Consider the following 16,216-nt stretch of genomic DNA (forward strand, 5'->3'; position numbering starts at 1 on the left):
CCGGAGCGCTCGTGGGGGATTGTCGGTCGGACTACCGTTGTACGGCGATGTCCCTCGCCGACGCCCCGATTCTGAGCGCTGACGCGCCGCCGAATATTGACGAACTGGGCAAGCGCGAGCGGAACAAGCTTGACAAGCAGCGGCGCATCGTGGCTGCAGCCACCAAGCTCTTCCAGGAAAAGGGCTTCGACGACACCACCACAGCCGAAATCGCGTCTGCTGCAGGGATCGGCGCCGGGACGCTCTACCTCTACGTCGAGTCCAAGGAGGATCTGCTCGTCAGCGCGTTCATCAACGTGGCTGGCGGAGCGTGGACTGAGGCGTTCGACCGCGTCGACCCTGATGCAGACGTCGTGCAACAGATCATGGCGCTGCTGCTGCACGTCACTGAGCACCACGAAGCCGATCGCCGACTTGCACGATCATTCTTCAAGGAGCTGCCCTTCGTGCACGAGACCGGGCTCGCCGATGCGAACCACCTGGTCACCTGGTTTCTGAGACGGCTCGCCGATCTGCTGAATGATGCAAGCGCAAGTGGCAAGCTCGACCCCGATGTGCCCAAGGGCACATTGGCTCTCAATCTGTACGCGCAATGGCAGCTGCTCATGCGGCGCCTCGTCACCGGCCGGCTCTCCTATGCAGAGATGGTCACTGAGCTCGACGAGAGCGTTCAGACAGCGCTCTGGGGCCTTGTGTCGCAGAACTGACGTCCCCGCTGGAGGGGTTTAGTCAGTCGCCACTGCGGGACCGACAGCGTCCAGCCAACGACGCATGAGCGCCACGATGTCCGCTGGTGTGTCGCCCGCGGCAAACACCTTGAGGTGCGTGGCGCCCAGATCGCGATAGGCCTCAGCGAGGTCCACCCAGCGGGACGGATCATCATCAGGTCGGGTACGGATCGCACACTCGATGCCGAGTTCGGCCGGATCACGGCCTGCACCGCGGGCATATCCCTTGACCCGCTCCAGGATCGGTTCGAGATCGGCCGGCGGGAACTGCGGCATCCAGCCGTCGGCCATCCGACCGATCCGCTCGAGCACCCGCTCGCTCACGAACCCGAAGAACGAGCCCATCCAGATCGGGATCGGCCGCTGCACCGGCATGGGGTTGAGCCCGACCCGGTCGAGGCGGTGCCACTGGCCCTCGTAGGTGACGTGCTCGTCGGTCCAGTAGCGACGCAGGATCTCGACTTGTTCCTCGATGCGCCGGCCCCGGTTGGCGAACTCCTCGTTGAGGGCTTCGTATTCCATCCAGTTGCGTCCGATGCCCACGCCGAGCCGAAGTCGGCCGCCCGACAGCAGGTCCAGCTCGGCGCACTGCTTGGCGGCCAGCGTGGTCTGGCGCTGCGGCAGCAGCAGCACACCGGTGGCCAACTCGACACGCTCAGTCACCGCGGCGATGAAGCTCAGGAACACCAGCGGCTCATGAACTCCAGTAGCAGACGTGTGGACTCGCTCGCCTTCTGCCCGGTCGGGATGGCCACCGATCACATGATCGTTGGTGGAGATGCCGTCGAAGCCGGCGGTCTCCAATTCTTGGACAAGGCGCCGTATGACAGGCCAGTCGAGGCCCATGTCGACGTTGCCGAACGCTGCGCCAAACTTCATCTTGAAAGCCTCCCGGGCCGTTCAGCTCGCAGACCAGTCGGGCCACGGAAGCCGCTCGGTCCCATGCGGCGGTTGCAGAATCCGCGACACCATCTTCACGGCCTCGTCCTTGTCGTAGAACTGGTAGTTCAGGCCCTTCATCCGCTGGGTGTCGCCGAAGAAGAATCGCTCGTAGAGCTCCTGACGGCCGCCCCAGCCGGTCCCGCAGATGTCCCACGCCATCCGGAACAGCGCCACCTTGTCCTTGCCTTGCTGGCTGACCCCTTGGTAATAGCGGTCGATCGCCAGCTCGGCCATCTCCAAAGTGGCCTCTTGGGGCAACGACACATACCCGCCACCACCGAGCTGGATGATGTGATCGATGATGCGGGGGTACACCTCGGGATACAGCCGCAGCGCCGCCTGGATGGCGCTCTCGTTGGCGTAGTACAGGCCGTTGGCGGGGTTCAGCTGGGCGCCCTCGACGGCTGCGATGGCCAACGATTCCATCGTGTGCAGCCACATGAGAATGTCGCCGAGACGGTCCTGCACGTTGACAAACTGCGAGATCTGCGACGACTCGGCCATCAGGTGCGCCAGGCCGAAGAGAAACCGCGTCTTCGCCACGTTCTTCACCACGACGTGATGACCCAGCGACTGGAAGAACTTCATACCGGGAATCGACAGGTTGTGCGGCTCGATGTCGTTGCAGATGAACACGTCCTCCCAGGGGATGAACGCTTCTTCCCAGATGGCGAGCGCGTCCATCTCCTCGAAGCGGCCGGTCAGCGGACGGTCGTAGTGGGATCGCTCGGGATCGAGCTTGTCCCGGCACATCCATTTCAGGTTCGGGTGGTTGACCTTGCAGGTGAAGCCGAGCGCGTAGATCTCGTCGCCGTTGCCCTCGAGGCCCAGCGGTGCGCCGAAGCTCAGGTTCTCCTCGCAGAACGGGGCGAGCGTGCCGACCATGCGAGCGCCGGTGACGATGATGCCGTCGTCGTTGGTGTCGACGATGCCAGCGTTGACGAACTTCTCCTGCTCGGCGAATGGCGTGAACCGGTCGGTCATCGGATTCACGAACGTGTGGGTCATGCAGATGTCGTTGCGGCGGCAGTGCAGGTACGTCTCGTAGGCGTTGCGGGCGAACCGTTCGTCGTTCATTCCCCAGATGTGGCCGGTGTTGCCGATCGCCATCATGCAGGCGTTCATGTAGTCCGGCGCCCGCCCCATCAGCCCGCCGGTCACCTCCGACCAGAGGCCGAACGCAGCAGCACGACGTCGCAGGTCGTCGATGGATCGGGGCTCGATGAACGACAGGTGGGCACGGTCGCCGTCAGGCGTCTCGTAGGTGACGACGTCTTCGAGCTCAGCGATGTGCTGCATGTCGTAGTACTGCGCCACGGTGAGGGCGGTGGTACGCAGGCCCGGTTCCTTGGAGGCATCTTCGACGAGATGGCCGTCGTAGTAGACGCGCCTTCCATCTGCCAGCGTCGACAGGTATTCCTCGCCGGTTTTCAACCCCATGTCCGCTCCCTCGTGCCGCTTCGGCAATGCGGAGTCAGGCACCCTTCAGCTCGGCATTGTTCCGCCTATAACTGACCCTATTCAGTTTTGTGAAACGGGTTCGACGGTCGTGCGCCGGCCGCCGTCCTCTGCCGCCGGCGCGAGCTACGGAAGGTTGGCGCCGCCGTCGCTGTGGATGAAGCGGCCGGTCATGCCCTGCGACGCCTCAGAGGCGAGAAACACGTAGCACTCCGCGTGGTCGGCGGGTCCGAGAGCGACGCCCAGCGGGCTGCGCTGCCGGATCGACTCGACACGATCCGGCTCGGATCCGAGCGATCGATCCGCCAGCCCGAGTGAGCGCAACCCGCGCAGATCAGTGCTGTGCGTGCCGCCGGGGGCAACGCCGTTCACCCTGATGTCGGGCGCCAGCTCATGGGCCAGCGACACCACGCAGCCGCGCACCGCGAACTTGCTCGCCACGTACAGGATTCCCCCGCGACCGGGCACAAAGCTGCTGGTCGAGCCAGTCAGGATCACCGAGCCCTCGCTGGCTCGCAGCGGCTCGATGCCCGCTCGCACCGCCAGCAGCATCGAGCGGACGTTGACGTCCATGACCTCGGCGAAGGCGTCATCGAGGGCGTCGGCCGGCAACTCCTCGAGTCCCAGGCGGAAGTCGAACAGCCCGACACAGCTCACCAGCGTGTCGATGCCGCCGTAGGCATCCAGCATCGCTGACACCGCGGCATCGTTGTCGTCGGCGCTGGCCGCATCGCCGCGCACAATCGGGCCCGCCGACGCCTCACTCAACGCTTCGCACTTGACCGCATCGATCTCCAGCGCGCCGACGCGGGCGCCCTCGGCGGCGAAGGCGTCGAACACTCCCCTACCGATGCCCGAGCCGGCCCCAATGATCAAGGCCCGGGTGCCAGCCAACCTGCTCATCGCTGGGCCTTCGCGGGGACGTCGCGCGGCGGCTTCACAGGAAGATCGCCAGATTCTGGGTGCGCAGCACCGACTCGTCGATCTCGATGTCCCGAGCCCGCAAGCGCAGCCCGTCCCGGGTTGGGACCAACACGTCCGTCCGGCCCGCCGACAGCAGGCTCGGCGCCATGCGATCGCCCCGCGAGCGGTACAGCAGCACCGCCGATTCGACGAGCAACTCCCCGTCGTCGCCTTCGAAGGTCCGCACGTTCGAAACGTGATGGCGGATCCGGCTTTGGGGGTCCTCGGTCCAGGCGTAATCGGTGCCGAATCGCTGCACGCGCTTGGACAGCGAGTACCAGTCCTCGTCGAAGTGGTCCATCGTCTGCACATCTGACTCGTCGGTGGCCTTGACTGCCGTGACCCGCACGGGCATCCGGTAGCGGATCTGTGGGTGCATCAGCCCCAGCCATGCCTCGAAGTCCGACGTGTCGAGCAGGTGGGCTTCCTCCACCAAGAATTGTTCAGCGGATTGGTGCCGCGGGTCGCTGTAGGGAAGCGGCGTCCCCGAGCGCTCCGAGCTCACGCCGGGGTCTCCCCCATGCCGAACGCGATCTGCCTGGGTGCTGGCGCCGGCCGGGACACCAGGTCGGCCCACATGGAGAACCAGTGGCGCTGGTTGTGCTCGCCGAAGCCCTGGTACGCCGTGCCCGGGCCGCCGAAGTCCGCGAATTGGTCGACGATCGGCTCGCCGTCGAGCGTGAGGCCCATGCGGTTGTTGAGCAGCAGATTCCTCGCCATCGATCCCCTGGCCATCGTCGTGATCGACACCCAGTTCTCGACATCGTCCTGCTCGAACATGCCCGATGACCCGAAGCACATCAGGTACGCCTTGTAGGAGGCGGCCTTGTAGTCCTCCGGAGCGTCAGCCGCTACACAGAACCACGAGTACACCTCGGTCTCGCCCGGTCCGACGGGCTGCCACAGGCGCACAGAGATGAACGGCGTGATCCGCCCGTCGGCATCGGTCTGCGGCCAGTTGTGCACGAAGCTCAGGTTGGGGAACAGCGTCGAGGCGGACGGCATGAAGCCCGGCTCCGTGGCAAGCGCACGTTGGGCGCTGCTCAGCTTGTGCTCCATGCGGTCGATCATCTCGTCGGGGTAGCCGACGTAGGCCAATCCTGACCGGAAGTCGCTGCCGGGCGGCAGCTTGTAGGTGGTGCCGCCTGCGGGCCCGGCGTTCCACAGGACGCCCTCTTTGCGCTTGTACGGCTTCGGCTCGCCGAACAGCTCGATGTCGACCACGCTCGCATGGGTGTGGGGCGTGTGATAGCTGTCGCCCATGAAGTTCTCGGCGCCGATCTTCCAGTTGGCCTCGACGCGCCAGCGCTGCGGCCCGCGGAACTCCATGCCGGCTTCGCTCTGACCTGTGTAGAAGTCGAGGTAGAAGGCGAAGTCGCCAAGCCATGTCTCGAAGTCCGGAGCGTCAGGGTCGAGGCTGGCGAAGATCATGCCGTTGCGGGTCGCCACGGACGGCGCCCGCAGCAACGCCTGGCCCTCCTTGACGAACCCCTCTTCGCCTCCGTAGGCGTCGACGTGGAATGGCAACCCGGCGAGCTGGCCGTCGTTCTTGTAGGTCCAAGCGTGGTACGGGCAGCGGAACGTGCGGGCGTTGCCGCGCTCGGCACGGCAGACCTGCATGCCCCGGTGCACGCACATGTTGAACATCACATGGATCTGATCGTCGCCATCGCGGGTCACCAGGAACGAATCGTCCCCGATGTTGCGCACGACGTAGTCGTTCGGGCGAGCGATTTCGGATTCGTGGGCCAGGAACGTCCACGCGCGGCCGAACAGCCGGGCCCGCTCCAGCTCGTACACCTCGGCGTCGTTGTACAGGTAGGCGGGAATGAGGCCCAGTCGCACCGAGGCCGTGACCTGGTCAATGACGTCAGGTTCCATCGAGACTCCTCCCTCCTGCGCTAGGAAGCCCACGGCCGTCCTGTTCGAGAGCAGCCAAGTGGTGTCTCCACAGGGTCTCACGGTTGAACGCACTCCCCAAATCCGGCAGCTCGCCCAAGTCAGCATCAGGTACGGCTTCGGGAATCACACCGGCAGCGCGGACGCGCAGATGAATGCGTGCCAGCGTGTCGACCTGCAGCGCTCGGAGCACCGCGTCGGCGACGTCAGCGCCGGTCGTCACCACGCCGTGTCCCTTCAGCACCAGCGCCGGGGCATTGCCGAGCGATTCGACCATCTCCGCGGCAAGTTCACCGGTCCGGATCAAGACCGATCTCGGGTACACCGGGATGCCTTTGCTGGCCAATCGTGTCGCCGGGATGTCATAGGCACCGAAGATCGGCTCCAGAGCAAATCCCGCCAAGCTGGCCACTACGACATCTGGCGGATGGGCGTGCACCACGCAGTCGACCTCGGGATGGGCCGCCAGCACCGACGTGTGGATTGGCAGCTCGCTCGGCACCGCGTATTCCCCCGCTGGATCGTCGGCGATCTCACCAGAGGCCAGGTCGACGACGCGCACATCGTCTGGCGTGGTGAACTGCAGCCCGCTCTCGCGAGGTCCGCGACACCGCACCAGCGCCCGTCCGTCGTCGATGCGAACGCTGATGTGTCCCAGGATGTTCTCGACCAAGCCTCGGTGGGCCATCACCCGACACCCGAGCGCAACATCGCGCCGGAGCCCGTCCAGGCCATCGCTCATGCGTCGAAGCTATATCCGTGCTGCCATCGCCAGATCCGAGCCGTCAGCCGCGGCTGATCACCTCGTCCCGGTCGCCGATGTAGTTGCCGGCTCGCACCTCGTACCGGGCCGCCTGGACCTGGGCGTCATAGGAGACGGCAGGCGGATCCTCGCCGGCCGCCATCTGCTTGAGGCATTCGCGGAACCGGTGCCGGAACATCACCACGCCCCGGTCGGAGCTGGCCAGGCGTTCCTCCGAGTGCAGGGTGACCGGACCTTGGCCCACCATGGCCTCGTAGTCGCCGGGCATCTGCTGGTGCTCTGAGGGGGTCAACTCCTCCCATCGCTTGCCGCCGTAGGAGGCGCGCCGAGAGGGGCTGCCGATGGGGCGCTTGAGGATGGTGAAGATCTTGGTCTCGGTCCGTGAGATCGGCAGCGTCCACGCGACGCTGGTGGCCTGCCCTTCGTGCTCGACGAATGGACTCGCCACGATCCGCACGTTGGGCATCAGCACCTCGGTGACCCGGTGGAAGAACCGGCCGTCGTCGAGCTCTCGGTCTTGGTGCGACTTGACGCCATGCGGAGTGAAATGCCAGCTCACCTCGGGCAACGACTGCATCTCGGCGACGAACTGGTTGCCCGAGAAGCCGGCGTGCAACACGTACACGTGGAAGGGATCCATGACGTTCTCGTGCGTCTGAAACCAGTTGCACGGCGTCGGGTCGCCGTGCAGGCCGATGTTGTTGTCGTCGGCCACCACTTCCCATCCCTCGGCGACGTCGGAGAGAACGTCGTACGTCGGGAATGCCGGCTTGAGCTGCGGCGGGCCCAGGTAGGTAAACAGCATCCCGTGGTAGTCCACGAGCGGGTACCACGGCTGCCGGTACCGCTCCAGATGCTGACCGCCTTCCGGTTCGCACGGCATCTCGAGCGTGTTGCCCTCGATGTCGAACAGCCATCCGTGATAGCAGCACCGGATGCCGCGCTCTTCGACCTTGCCGTAATACAGCGACGTCCCCCGATGGCAGCAACGGTGGTGCACCAGCCCTGGCCGGCCGCTGCCATCCCGGAACAGGATGAGATCCTCCCCCAGCACTTTCACCGGCCTGGGAACGTCGGAGGCATCGGCCGCAAGCGCAAACGGATGCCAGTAGCGGCGAAGCAGCTCACCCGCCGGCGTCCCGCGCTCGACCTCGACGAGGTCCGATGCCGAGTGGGGTTCGGGCAGCTCGTACCCAGTCCCGACATCGATGTTCACCGGACGCTCACTGAGTCGATCCATCGGTCACCCCGCCCTGTTTGTACCATCCGTGCGCCTGCTGACATTTGAGCACGCTGCCGGCTGACAGGACGGGTCCGAGATGAGCGAGAGCGAGAACGCTGCGGGGCCGCTGGCCGGAGTGCGCGTTGTCGACCTGTCATCGGTGCTCATGGGCCCGGCTGCCACCCGGACGCTCGGCGACCTGGGCGCCGACGTCATCTTCGTCGAATCGGCATCAGGTGATCGCAACCGCAGCATGGGCGCTGGACCTACGGCGGAATTCTCCGGAGTCGCACTCAACCTGCTGCGCAACAAGCGCAGTATCGCCATGGATCTCAAGCATCCGCGTGGTCGGCAGGCGTTCTTGGACATCGCCGCAACCTGCGACGTGATGATCACCAACCTGCGTCCCGGACCGCTGGGACGGCTCGGCCTGAACTACGAGGCGGTGCGGGAGGTTCGCGACGACATCGTGTTCTGCCGGGCCCATGGCTACCCGTCCTCGAGCGATCAGGCCGATGCGCCCGCCTATGACGACATCATCCAGTCCGCCAGCGGCATCGGCGACCTGTTCCGGCGCATGGGCGCCGAGCCGATGCTGCTCCCCAGCCTCGTCGCCGACAAGTTCTGTGGACTGACGATTGCCAACTCGGTGACCGCTGCTCTGTACCACCGGGCTCTGACCGGCCAGGGGCAGTGCATCGAGATCCCGATGATCGATGTGATGCGCGCCTTCGTGCTCGCCGAGCACGGTGCGGGCGCCATCTCCGAGCCGCCCGTGGCGAGTGCCGGGTATGCCCGGATCCTCACGCCCGAGCGCAAGCCCCAGCCAACCGCCGACGGCTGGATCAACATTCTTCCCTACGACCACCAGCACTACGTCGCACTGTTCGAAGCAGGGGGACGGCACGATCTCGCCACCGACGAACGCTTCGCAACGCCGATTGAGCGCGTGACCCACAGCGACAGCCTCTATCGCGATGTGGCGTCGGTGCTGGACCAGCGCACGACTGCGGAGTGGCTCGAGCTGTGTTCCGAACACGGCATCCCCGCCACCGAGGCGGCGACGCTCGACGAACTCGTGGCCCAGCTTCCGGTCGACGAGCATCCGGTCGCAGGCCCGTACCGATCCATCCCGCCACCCGAGCAGTTCTCCGAGACGCCGCCGAGCGTCCGGCGGCCGGCGCCGAGGATCGGCGAACACGGCCGGGAGATCCTCACTGAGATCGGTTATGGCGTCGAGAAGATCGACAGCCTCATCGACTCAGGCATCCTCAGCATGCCATGACCTACATCGAAATTCAGGCCGATCCGAGACAGGCAATCACTACGGTCGCGAGAGGGCCAGCCCCCCGGTTGCTACCCAAGCGGGTTGCTCTGCCAACTCCGGGGTGGCTGGCCTCTGCGATGCAGCGTAACAGGCGGGTGGTGACCCCCGGCCTACGATCCGCTGACCACAGGAGGACGCGACGATGAGGTTTGATGGCAAGCGGGTGATCGTGACCGGCGGCGCATCCGGCTTCGGCAGGGCAATCAGCCAAGGCTTCGCCGAGCGCGGCGCGCGGGTCATGGTGACGGACATCGACATCGAGGGCGCCGAAGCAGTCGCTGCAGAACTCGACGGGGCTCGGACCTCGCGGCTTGACGTCACCGACGAGGAGGCGCACGCCGAATTGGCTCGGCTGATGGCGGGCACTTGGGGCGGCATCGACATCGTGGCCGCCAACGCCGGGTTCGCTCACCTGATGGGATCCACGCTGGACATTTCCACCGAGGCATTCGACCTCATGTGGGCGGTCAACACCCGCAGCGTCTACTTCGCCGCCAAGCACTTCACCCCGCACATGCCGCCTGGCAGCTCGATCGTGAGCACGGCGTCGATCGGCGGCAAGCGGCCCCGGCCGGGCCTGACGCCGTACAACACGTCGAAGGCGGCGACGATCATGCTGACGAGGGGCCTGGCCGAGGAGTTCGCGCCCGACATCCGCATCAACTGCGTCGCGCCGGTGGCCGCGGAGACCCGCTTCTTCGAGCGGGCGACTGGCTTGGACAAGATGTCTGACGAGATGCGGGAAGCAGTCATCGAGGGCATCCCGATGGGCCGGATGTCCGACCCCGTCGATGTCGCCAACGCCGTGATGTTCCTGGCATCGGACGAGGCCGGCTTCCTCACCGGCGTCTGCCTTGACGTGGACGGCGGCCGCAGCATCAGCTAGCACTCGTCGCTCATCGGGCGACAGTCGGGCTTCGGTAGGGTCCCGATGGTGAAGTTCGCAGCGTTCCTGGCGCCCCACCACTTGCCCGGCGAGAGTCCTGCGCTGCAGTTGCAGCGAGATCTCGACCTCGTCACCCGCCTCGACCGGCTGGGCTACGACGAGTTCTGGTGCGGCGAGCATCACTCGACGGGCTGGGAGACCATCGGCTCGCCCGAGATGTTCCTGGCCGCCGCTGCTGTGCGCACCGGCCGCATCCAGCTGGGCACCGGGGTGACATCCATCCCCTACCACCACCCCTTCAACGTCGCCCAGCGCATCGTGCAACTCGACCAGATGAGCTTCGGGCGGGCGATGCTCGGCACCGGGCCCGGTGCGCTGCCGTCCGACGCCCACACCTTGGGCATCGACTCGATGCTGCTGCGCGACCGCCAGGACGAAGCGATCCCCGTCATTCAGCGGCTGCTGGCCGGCGGCGAGCGCTTCACCTACGAGTGCGACTGGTTCTCGCTGTACGACGCGAAGCTGCAGATCCTGCCCTACCAGCACAAGATCCCGATGGTGACGGCGTCGATGATCAGCCCGTCGGGCATGACCCTGGCCGGCAAGCACGGCATGGGAGTGCTCTCGATCGGCTCCATGTCCACCGAGGGCTTGGCGTCACTGCCGCTGCAGTGGAGCTTTGCCGAGGAGGCCGCTGCCAAGCATGACCGGGTCGTGGACCGGGCCGACTGGCGGGTGATGTTCAACTTCCACGTAGCGCTCACCCGCGATCAGGCCCGGCGAGACGTCGAGCACGGCCTGCTGCGCTGGCACAACGAATACAACGTCGACACCCTGCAGCGACCAGGCCTCGAGCACCTCGCCTCGACCGCCGACGCCATCGACTTCTATGCCGACCCCGACGCAGCCGCCGGCGTCATCGGCACGCCCGACGATCTGATCGAGAACATCCTGCGGATGCAGGAGATCACCGGCGGGTTCGGCGTGATGATGGGCTTCGTCAACGACTGGGCCGAGCCCGAGGCCATGTTCCGCAGCTGGGATCTCGTGGCGCGCCACGTCATGCCTGCGGTCAACGGCCAGCTCGCTTCGATGCAGGAATCCAACGAGTTCGTGATGGAGAACCGGGAGTACTTCGATCGAGCCGGCAAGGCGATCCTGGCGAAGATCTTCGAGAACGAGCGAGCCGCCGCAGCACTGAAGGGTGTCGGGACGCCCAAGTCAGGCTTCACGCCGAATGTCGGCGCCGCGGCCGAAGCCGACTGAGCACATCGCACCCCAGACTGTCGGACCAACACGTCTAGGGTGCGGGAATTAGCACTCCCGGCGATCCCCAGCGGCTGCGCTCCGCCATCGGAATCACGGCCCCAGTCTTGCAGTCGGGAATGGGCGGGGTGGCCGGTCCTGAGCTGGTGGCCGCCGTCTGCAACGCCGGCGGGCTCGGCATTCTGGCTGCGCTCAATCTGCGGCCCGATGCTGTCCGGGACGCAATCCGGCGGGTGCGGGAACTGACCCACCGGCCTTTCGGCGTCAACATCTGGCTCCACGACGATGTGCGCTCGCCCCCTGATGTCAGCGACCACACGGACCTGGTCCGATCGGTGCAGGGCGTCCTCAACGAACTGCGTCCTCGCTTCGAGCTGCCTGCGACGCTGGAGGCGCCCCCGCCGATGCCAGACCTTGTCGATGCCGCCCTGGAAGTGATGATCGACGAGCGCGTACCTGTGTTCTCGGCGGGCCTCGGCATACCCGAGCCTGAGCTGATCGACCGATTCCACGGAATCGACGCCAAGGTCGTCACGATGGTGGCCACGACTGCCGATGCCCGCGACGCTGTGGATTGCGGCAGCGACGTGGTGATCGCCCAGGGTCTCGAGGCAGGCGGGCATCGCAGCCACGGCCGCAAGCTGCCCGCTGGCGAGGCTGGCGGCACCGGCACGTTCACGCTGGTCCCCCAAGTCATCGAGACAATCGACGATCGCGTGCCAGTGGTCGCTGCCGGCGGGATCGTGGACGGGCGGGGCCTGGCGGCGGCGCTCATGCTCGGTGCATCCGGCGTGCTGATGGGCACCCGGTTCGTAGCCACAGCCGAGTCGCAAGCCAGCCCGTTGTGGAAGGAACGTCTCATTTCCGGGACTGGCACCACCGTGCTCACCGACGGGTTCACCGGCCAGTGGGCCAGAGTCCTGCGATCGGAGTTCACGGACCATTGGGCGGAACACGGCGGGCAGCCGCTGCCCGGTCTCTTGCAGGCCGCGGCGCGAGCCGACCTGCAGCGGGCTTCCGTGGCTGCCGATGACGACCAGATGCAGCCGCTCTATGCCGGTGCCGGATTCAACCTGCTGGGCGATCTGCCGAGCGCAGGCGAAGTCGTCAGCAGCGTGGTCGAAGAGGCTCAGGCGCTGCTGGGCAGTCCTGACGACCGCTAGGCCTGCAGGGCGCGCCAGATCTTCTCGGGTGTCAGCGGCAGATCCAGATGCTCGACGCCGAACGGCGCCAGCGCATCGAGCACGGCGCTGTGGATCGCAGGCGTGGCCACCACCGTCCCGGACTCGCCGAGACCTTTGACGCCCAGCGGATTGAGCGGCGACGGCGTCACCGTCTCATGGGTTTCGAAGTTCGGCAGCTCCGCGGCGGACGGCAGGGCGTAGTCGGCCAGGCCGACCGTCATCGGGATGCCATCGTCGTCGTAGTACATCTCCTCGTACAGCGCAGCGCCGACCGCCAGTGCGAGGCCGCCGTGCACCTGACCATGCGCCAGCTCCGGCTGCAGGATCACGCCAGCGTCGTCGACGCTCAGCAAGCGCCGCACCTGCACCTCGCCCGTCCCGGGGTCGATCTCTACGGCAGCCACGCACGCGCCGAACGAGAACGACCCAGCCCCGCCCTCGGGCCGGAAGTGGTGGTCGACGCTGAGCTCGCCTTGCTTGGCGAGGTCAACCCAGCCGAGCGAGCGTGCCGGGGTGCCCACCACATGGAACAGCCCGCGGTCCGTGTCGAGCACGACGTCGTCGGGATCGGCTTCGAGCAGCTCAGCCGCACGTTCGCGGGCCGCTGCCACCAAGTCGACCGCGGCGCCGTGGGCGGCCGAACCGCCGAGCTGCGCCGAGCGGGACCCGATGGTCCCCCCGCCGACGGGCGAACGGTCGGAGTCGTCGTGGGAAATGATGATCTGGTCGACGTCGAGTCCGAGCTGAGCGGCCACGACAGGTGCGAAGGTGGTCTCGTGCCCCTGACCGTGAGGTGAGGTGCCCACCACTACGTCGACGGTGCCGTCTTCAAGCAGCAGCGCTGTCGCCCGCTCCCCCTCGCCGCCGCCGGTGATCTCGGTAGTGCAGCTCACGCCGACGCCGAGCAGGGTGTCGCCATCGCTGCTTGCGCGGCGAGCGGCCTGCTCGGCCCGCAGCCCCTCATAATCGGCCAGATCCGCCGCCATAGCCAGCGCGTCGGGGTAGTTGCCGCTGTCGTAGGTGGCCCCCACGGCGGTGCGGTACGGGAACCGGTCTGCCGGCACCAGATTGGCGAGGCGCACTTCCAGCGGGTCGCGGCCGATCGCTGCAGCAAATCGATCGACCGCCCGTTCGATGGAACACGCCGCCTCGGGACGGCCGGCGCCCCGGAACGCCACTGTGGGCGTGGTGTTGGTGACCACCGACGTGCCGCGCAGCGTGGCGTGTGCGATGTCATAGACGCCGGTGCCGCTGTTGCGCAGGTTGGTGGTGACGTTGGTGCCCATCGCCGGATAGGCCCCGCTGTCCTGGAGGGCATCGACGGCATAGGCCACGATCGTGCCGTCACGGTTGCCGCCGATGCGGACCCGGTGACGGGATGCCCTCCCGTGGCCCATGGCGAGAGACGCTTCCGAGCGGGTCTGCGCCCACCGGATCGGTCGGCCCAGCTCGCGGGCCGCCCACGCCACAGCGACATCTTCGGGATAGCAGCCCCATCCGCCCTTGGCGCCGAAGCCGCCGCCGACGTCGGGCGAGATGGCCCGCACCGTGCCCGGTTCGAGGCCCAGCAGCGTCTCGATGACGTGCTTTGCCCCAGCCGGTCGCTGCGAGCACACCCAGGCGGTGCAGCGTCCGTCGGGACCCCAGGCAGAAGCGCCCGCCAAGGGTTCGATCGGGTGTGGGCCGAGCCGCGGATGGACGAGGTCGAATTCGACGGTCACGTCGCAGCCTTGCCACACCTCATCGGGAACCTCGTCGAGCTCCCAGGCCAGGGCGATATTGGTGCCTGCGTGCTCGTGCAGCAGCGTTTCGCCGTTGAGGCTGGCATCGAGGTCAACAACCGGGGGCAGCGGCTCGTAGTCGACGATCGCGAGCTCGGCAGCGTCAACTGCCGCGGCACGGGTCTCGGCGATCACCAAGGCGATGGGCTCACCGACGAAGCGGACCGTGTCGTAGGCCATGAGCGGCCGCCACAGGTCGCGGTTCATCGACGGCAGCCGAGGCGGGAACGGCCAGCCGTCCACCTCGGGACCGAGGTACACGGCGATCACGCCGTCGGCCTGACGGGCCTCGGTCACGTCGACCGAAGCAAGGCGTGCGTGGGCCTCCGCCGAACGGATGAACACGGCGTGCGCTGCACTCGCGAGCTCGGGGACATCCAACCCGTCGATGTACGTGCTCAGGCCGCGCAGCAGAGGCTCGTCTTCCCGCCGCCCGGCGAATCCTGAAGTAGCCACGGATGCAACGTAGCTCCCCGAACGTTCAGCGAGAGCGGTGCCCCCACATCGGTCGGGCCGCGGTCACGTGTCATCGGTACCGGGAACGGCCGAGGCCAGCGTGCAATGATCGACCTCGCTGATCAGCGCGCACCAGGCGATCGGAGCGGCATATGGACATCGAACTCGACACCCGGGGCGGCCCCTCGAATGGTCCGTACTTCGAGGACGCCGAGGGCTTCAACATGCCTGAGCCACCTGGCAGCGGGAGTCGACGGATCCCACTGGGCGAATTCCCGACAGGCCCCGAGGTGGGGTCCCGCCTGCCGGACATCGTGGCGACCGACCAAGCCGGCCGCCTGATCGATGTGCACGCCGACCGGGCGGGGCAGCCTGCCGTGGTGGTGTTCTATCGCTCGGCGGTGTGGTGACCGCCGTGCCGCACCCAGCTGGTCGAGCTGGAACGAGGCATGGATGCCTACCGCGCGGCCGGCGTCCGGCTGTATGCACTGAGCTACGACGAACCTGACGCGCTGGCTGACTACTCCGAGGCCCACGACACCACGTTCACGATGCTGTCGGACCCCGACAGCGAGGTGATCAGTTCGTTCGGGATTCTCAACACGCTGATCCCGCCTGACGACCACCCGTGGTACGGCCTTCCATTCCCCGGGTCGTATGTCATCGACGCAGACGGGATCATCGTGGCGAAGTTCTTCGAGCACAATTTCGCGATTCGGCCAGGCCCCGAGCAGCTGCTGGCGGCGGCGCTCGGTCACGAGTTCGAGGTTCCGGCCCCGAGCGACGGAGAGCCTGCTGGCCGGGTCTCGGCGGATGTTCGGATCGCCGGAGATCGGCTCCCGATGGGCGTCACCCGCCAGATCATCGCCACGTTCCGGGTTCCTGAGGGCCAGCACCTGTACGGCGAACCTGTGCCCGAGGGGCTGGTCGCCGCAGCCATCGAGCTCGACGACCTCGACGGGATCCTGTCCTACGAGCCGCTGGCGCCGCCGACGTCGCCTCTGACGCTCACCGGCTCGGGCGAGACACTGCAGGTGTACGAGGGGGACGTGGTGCTGCGGCTGCCTGTGGCGCAGAACGCACGGAAGATGCAGAAGGACGACGAGGGGCGCTTCGTCACGATCAGCGGTCGGGTTCGCTGGCAGGCCTGCGACGATGCGGAGTGCTTCCTTCCCCAATCCATGCCGTTCAGCTTCCGCATGGAGGCCGGCTTCCCGGTGCTCGGCGACATGGGCCCTGGAGTGGGCCGGGTGCCGGCCATGAACGGCGCCCAGCATTTCCAGCGGCTCATCGACCGCCGCGCCGCAGACGACTCCATCGTTGCCGACAAGTGACAGGAGC

At 66.7% G+C, this 16,216-nt stretch carries 15 protein-coding genes and 1 pseudogene; 8 read left to right on the plus strand and 8 right to left on the minus strand.

Translation table 11 applies throughout. The annotated features are described in order from the left end of the window. The first annotated feature begins 47 nt into the window (after positions 1–47). Positions 48–707, plus strand: coding sequence for a TetR/AcrR family transcriptional regulator (locus tag ACOGI5_RS13660; protein WP_419864960.1), 660 nt, complete (start codon positions 48–50; stop codon positions 705–707). A gap of 18 nt (positions 708–725) precedes the next feature. Here the strand turns inward: ACOGI5_RS13660 and ACOGI5_RS13665 are convergent, their stop codons facing one another. From ACOGI5_RS13665 to ACOGI5_RS13695, 7 genes are all read right to left on the minus strand, one after another. Continuing rightward, complete coding sequence (locus tag ACOGI5_RS13665; RefSeq protein WP_419864961.1) at positions 726–1,607, minus strand: LLM class F420-dependent oxidoreductase; 882 nt, start codon at positions 1,605–1,607, stop codon at positions 726–728. A 21-nt stretch (positions 1,608–1,628) separates the two neighbouring features. After that, on the minus strand, positions 1,629–3,110 hold the full coding sequence (locus tag ACOGI5_RS13670; protein ID WP_419864962.1) for a 4-hydroxyphenylacetate 3-hydroxylase family protein: 1,482 nt from the start codon (positions 3,108–3,110) through the stop codon (positions 1,629–1,631). Between the two features lie 144 nt (positions 3,111–3,254). Continuing rightward, on the minus strand, positions 3,255–4,031 hold the full coding sequence (locus ACOGI5_RS13675; protein WP_419864963.1) for an SDR family oxidoreductase: 777 nt from the start codon (positions 4,029–4,031) through the stop codon (positions 3,255–3,257). A 34-nt stretch (positions 4,032–4,065) separates the two neighbouring features. After that, complete coding sequence (locus tag ACOGI5_RS13680) at positions 4,066–4,596, minus strand: 3-phenylpropionate/cinnamic acid dioxygenase subunit beta (protein WP_419864964.1); 531 nt, start codon at positions 4,594–4,596, stop codon at positions 4,066–4,068. Continuing rightward, positions 4,593–5,972 carry an aromatic ring-hydroxylating oxygenase subunit alpha gene (locus ACOGI5_RS13685; RefSeq protein WP_419864965.1) on the minus strand — a complete coding sequence of 460 codons (1,380 nt, stop codon included), beginning with the start codon at positions 5,970–5,972 and terminating at the stop codon, positions 4,593–4,595. Before ACOGI5_RS13685 ends, ACOGI5_RS13680 begins: the two co-directional genes overlap by 4 nt. After that, complete coding sequence (locus ACOGI5_RS13690; protein ID WP_419864966.1) at positions 5,962–6,732, minus strand: class II aldolase/adducin family protein; 771 nt, start codon at positions 6,730–6,732, stop codon at positions 5,962–5,964. Before ACOGI5_RS13690 ends, ACOGI5_RS13685 begins: the two co-directional genes overlap by 11 nt. A gap of 43 nt (positions 6,733–6,775) precedes the next feature. Then, complete coding sequence (locus ACOGI5_RS13695) at positions 6,776–7,993, minus strand: Rieske 2Fe-2S domain-containing protein (RefSeq protein ID WP_419864967.1); 1,218 nt, start codon at positions 7,991–7,993, stop codon at positions 6,776–6,778. A gap of 79 nt (positions 7,994–8,072) precedes the next feature. Here ACOGI5_RS13695 and ACOGI5_RS13700 point away from each other — a divergent pair, with 79 nt between their 5' ends. The 4 genes from ACOGI5_RS13700 to ACOGI5_RS13715 all read left to right on the plus strand — a co-directional run bounded on the left by ACOGI5_RS13700 (position 8,073) and on the right by ACOGI5_RS13715 (position 12,617). Further along, positions 8,073–9,260: a CaiB/BaiF CoA transferase family protein gene (locus ACOGI5_RS13700; protein ID WP_419864968.1), complete on the plus strand. Its 1,188-nt coding sequence runs from the start codon at positions 8,073–8,075 to the stop codon at positions 9,258–9,260. A 184-nt stretch (positions 9,261–9,444) separates the two neighbouring features. After that, entirely contained in the window at positions 9,445–10,188 is a 744-nt protein-coding gene (locus tag ACOGI5_RS13705; protein ID WP_419864969.1) for an SDR family oxidoreductase, read from the plus strand. Between the two features lie 45 nt (positions 10,189–10,233). Further along, positions 10,234–11,454, plus strand: a complete 1,221-nt coding sequence (locus ACOGI5_RS13710; protein ID WP_419864970.1) for an LLM class flavin-dependent oxidoreductase — start codon at positions 10,234–10,236, stop codon at positions 11,452–11,454. A 74-nt stretch (positions 11,455–11,528) separates the two neighbouring features. Further along, positions 11,529–12,617, plus strand: coding sequence for an NAD(P)H-dependent flavin oxidoreductase (locus ACOGI5_RS13715; protein ID WP_419865492.1), 1,089 nt, complete (start codon positions 11,529–11,531; stop codon positions 12,615–12,617). Here the strand turns inward: ACOGI5_RS13715 and ACOGI5_RS13720 are convergent. Further along, entirely contained in the window at positions 12,614–14,875 is a 2,262-nt protein-coding gene (locus tag ACOGI5_RS13720) for a xanthine dehydrogenase family protein molybdopterin-binding subunit (protein ID WP_419864971.1), read from the minus strand. The two genes, ACOGI5_RS13715 and ACOGI5_RS13720, sit on opposite strands and share 4 nt — an antisense overlap. A 152-nt stretch (positions 14,876–15,027) precedes the next feature. On the opposite strand from ACOGI5_RS13720, the gene ACOGI5_RS13725 reads away from it, so the two are divergent. The 3 genes and pseudogenes from ACOGI5_RS13725 (at position 15,028) to ACOGI5_RS13735 (ending at position 16,209) form a co-directional block, all read left to right on the plus strand. After that, positions 15,028–15,285 carry a hypothetical protein gene (locus tag ACOGI5_RS13725; protein WP_419864972.1) on the plus strand — a complete coding sequence of 86 codons (258 nt, stop codon included), beginning with the start codon at positions 15,028–15,030 and terminating at the stop codon, positions 15,283–15,285. Between the two features lie 12 nt (positions 15,286–15,297). Further along, positions 15,298–15,552: pseudogene (locus ACOGI5_RS13730) on the plus strand (redoxin domain-containing protein); the annotation flags it as partial. Further along, positions 15,538–16,209, plus strand: a complete 672-nt coding sequence (locus tag ACOGI5_RS13735; protein ID WP_419865493.1) for a protein-disulfide reductase DsbD domain-containing protein — start codon at positions 15,538–15,540, stop codon at positions 16,207–16,209. The pseudogene ACOGI5_RS13730 and the gene ACOGI5_RS13735, both read left to right, overlap by 15 nt. Positions 16,210–16,216: the final 7 nt, after the last annotated feature.

Source organism: Candidatus Poriferisodalis sp., assembly GCF_965208925.1.
Lineage (GTDB): Bacteria > Actinomycetota > Acidimicrobiia > Acidimicrobiales > Poriferisodalaceae > Poriferisodalis.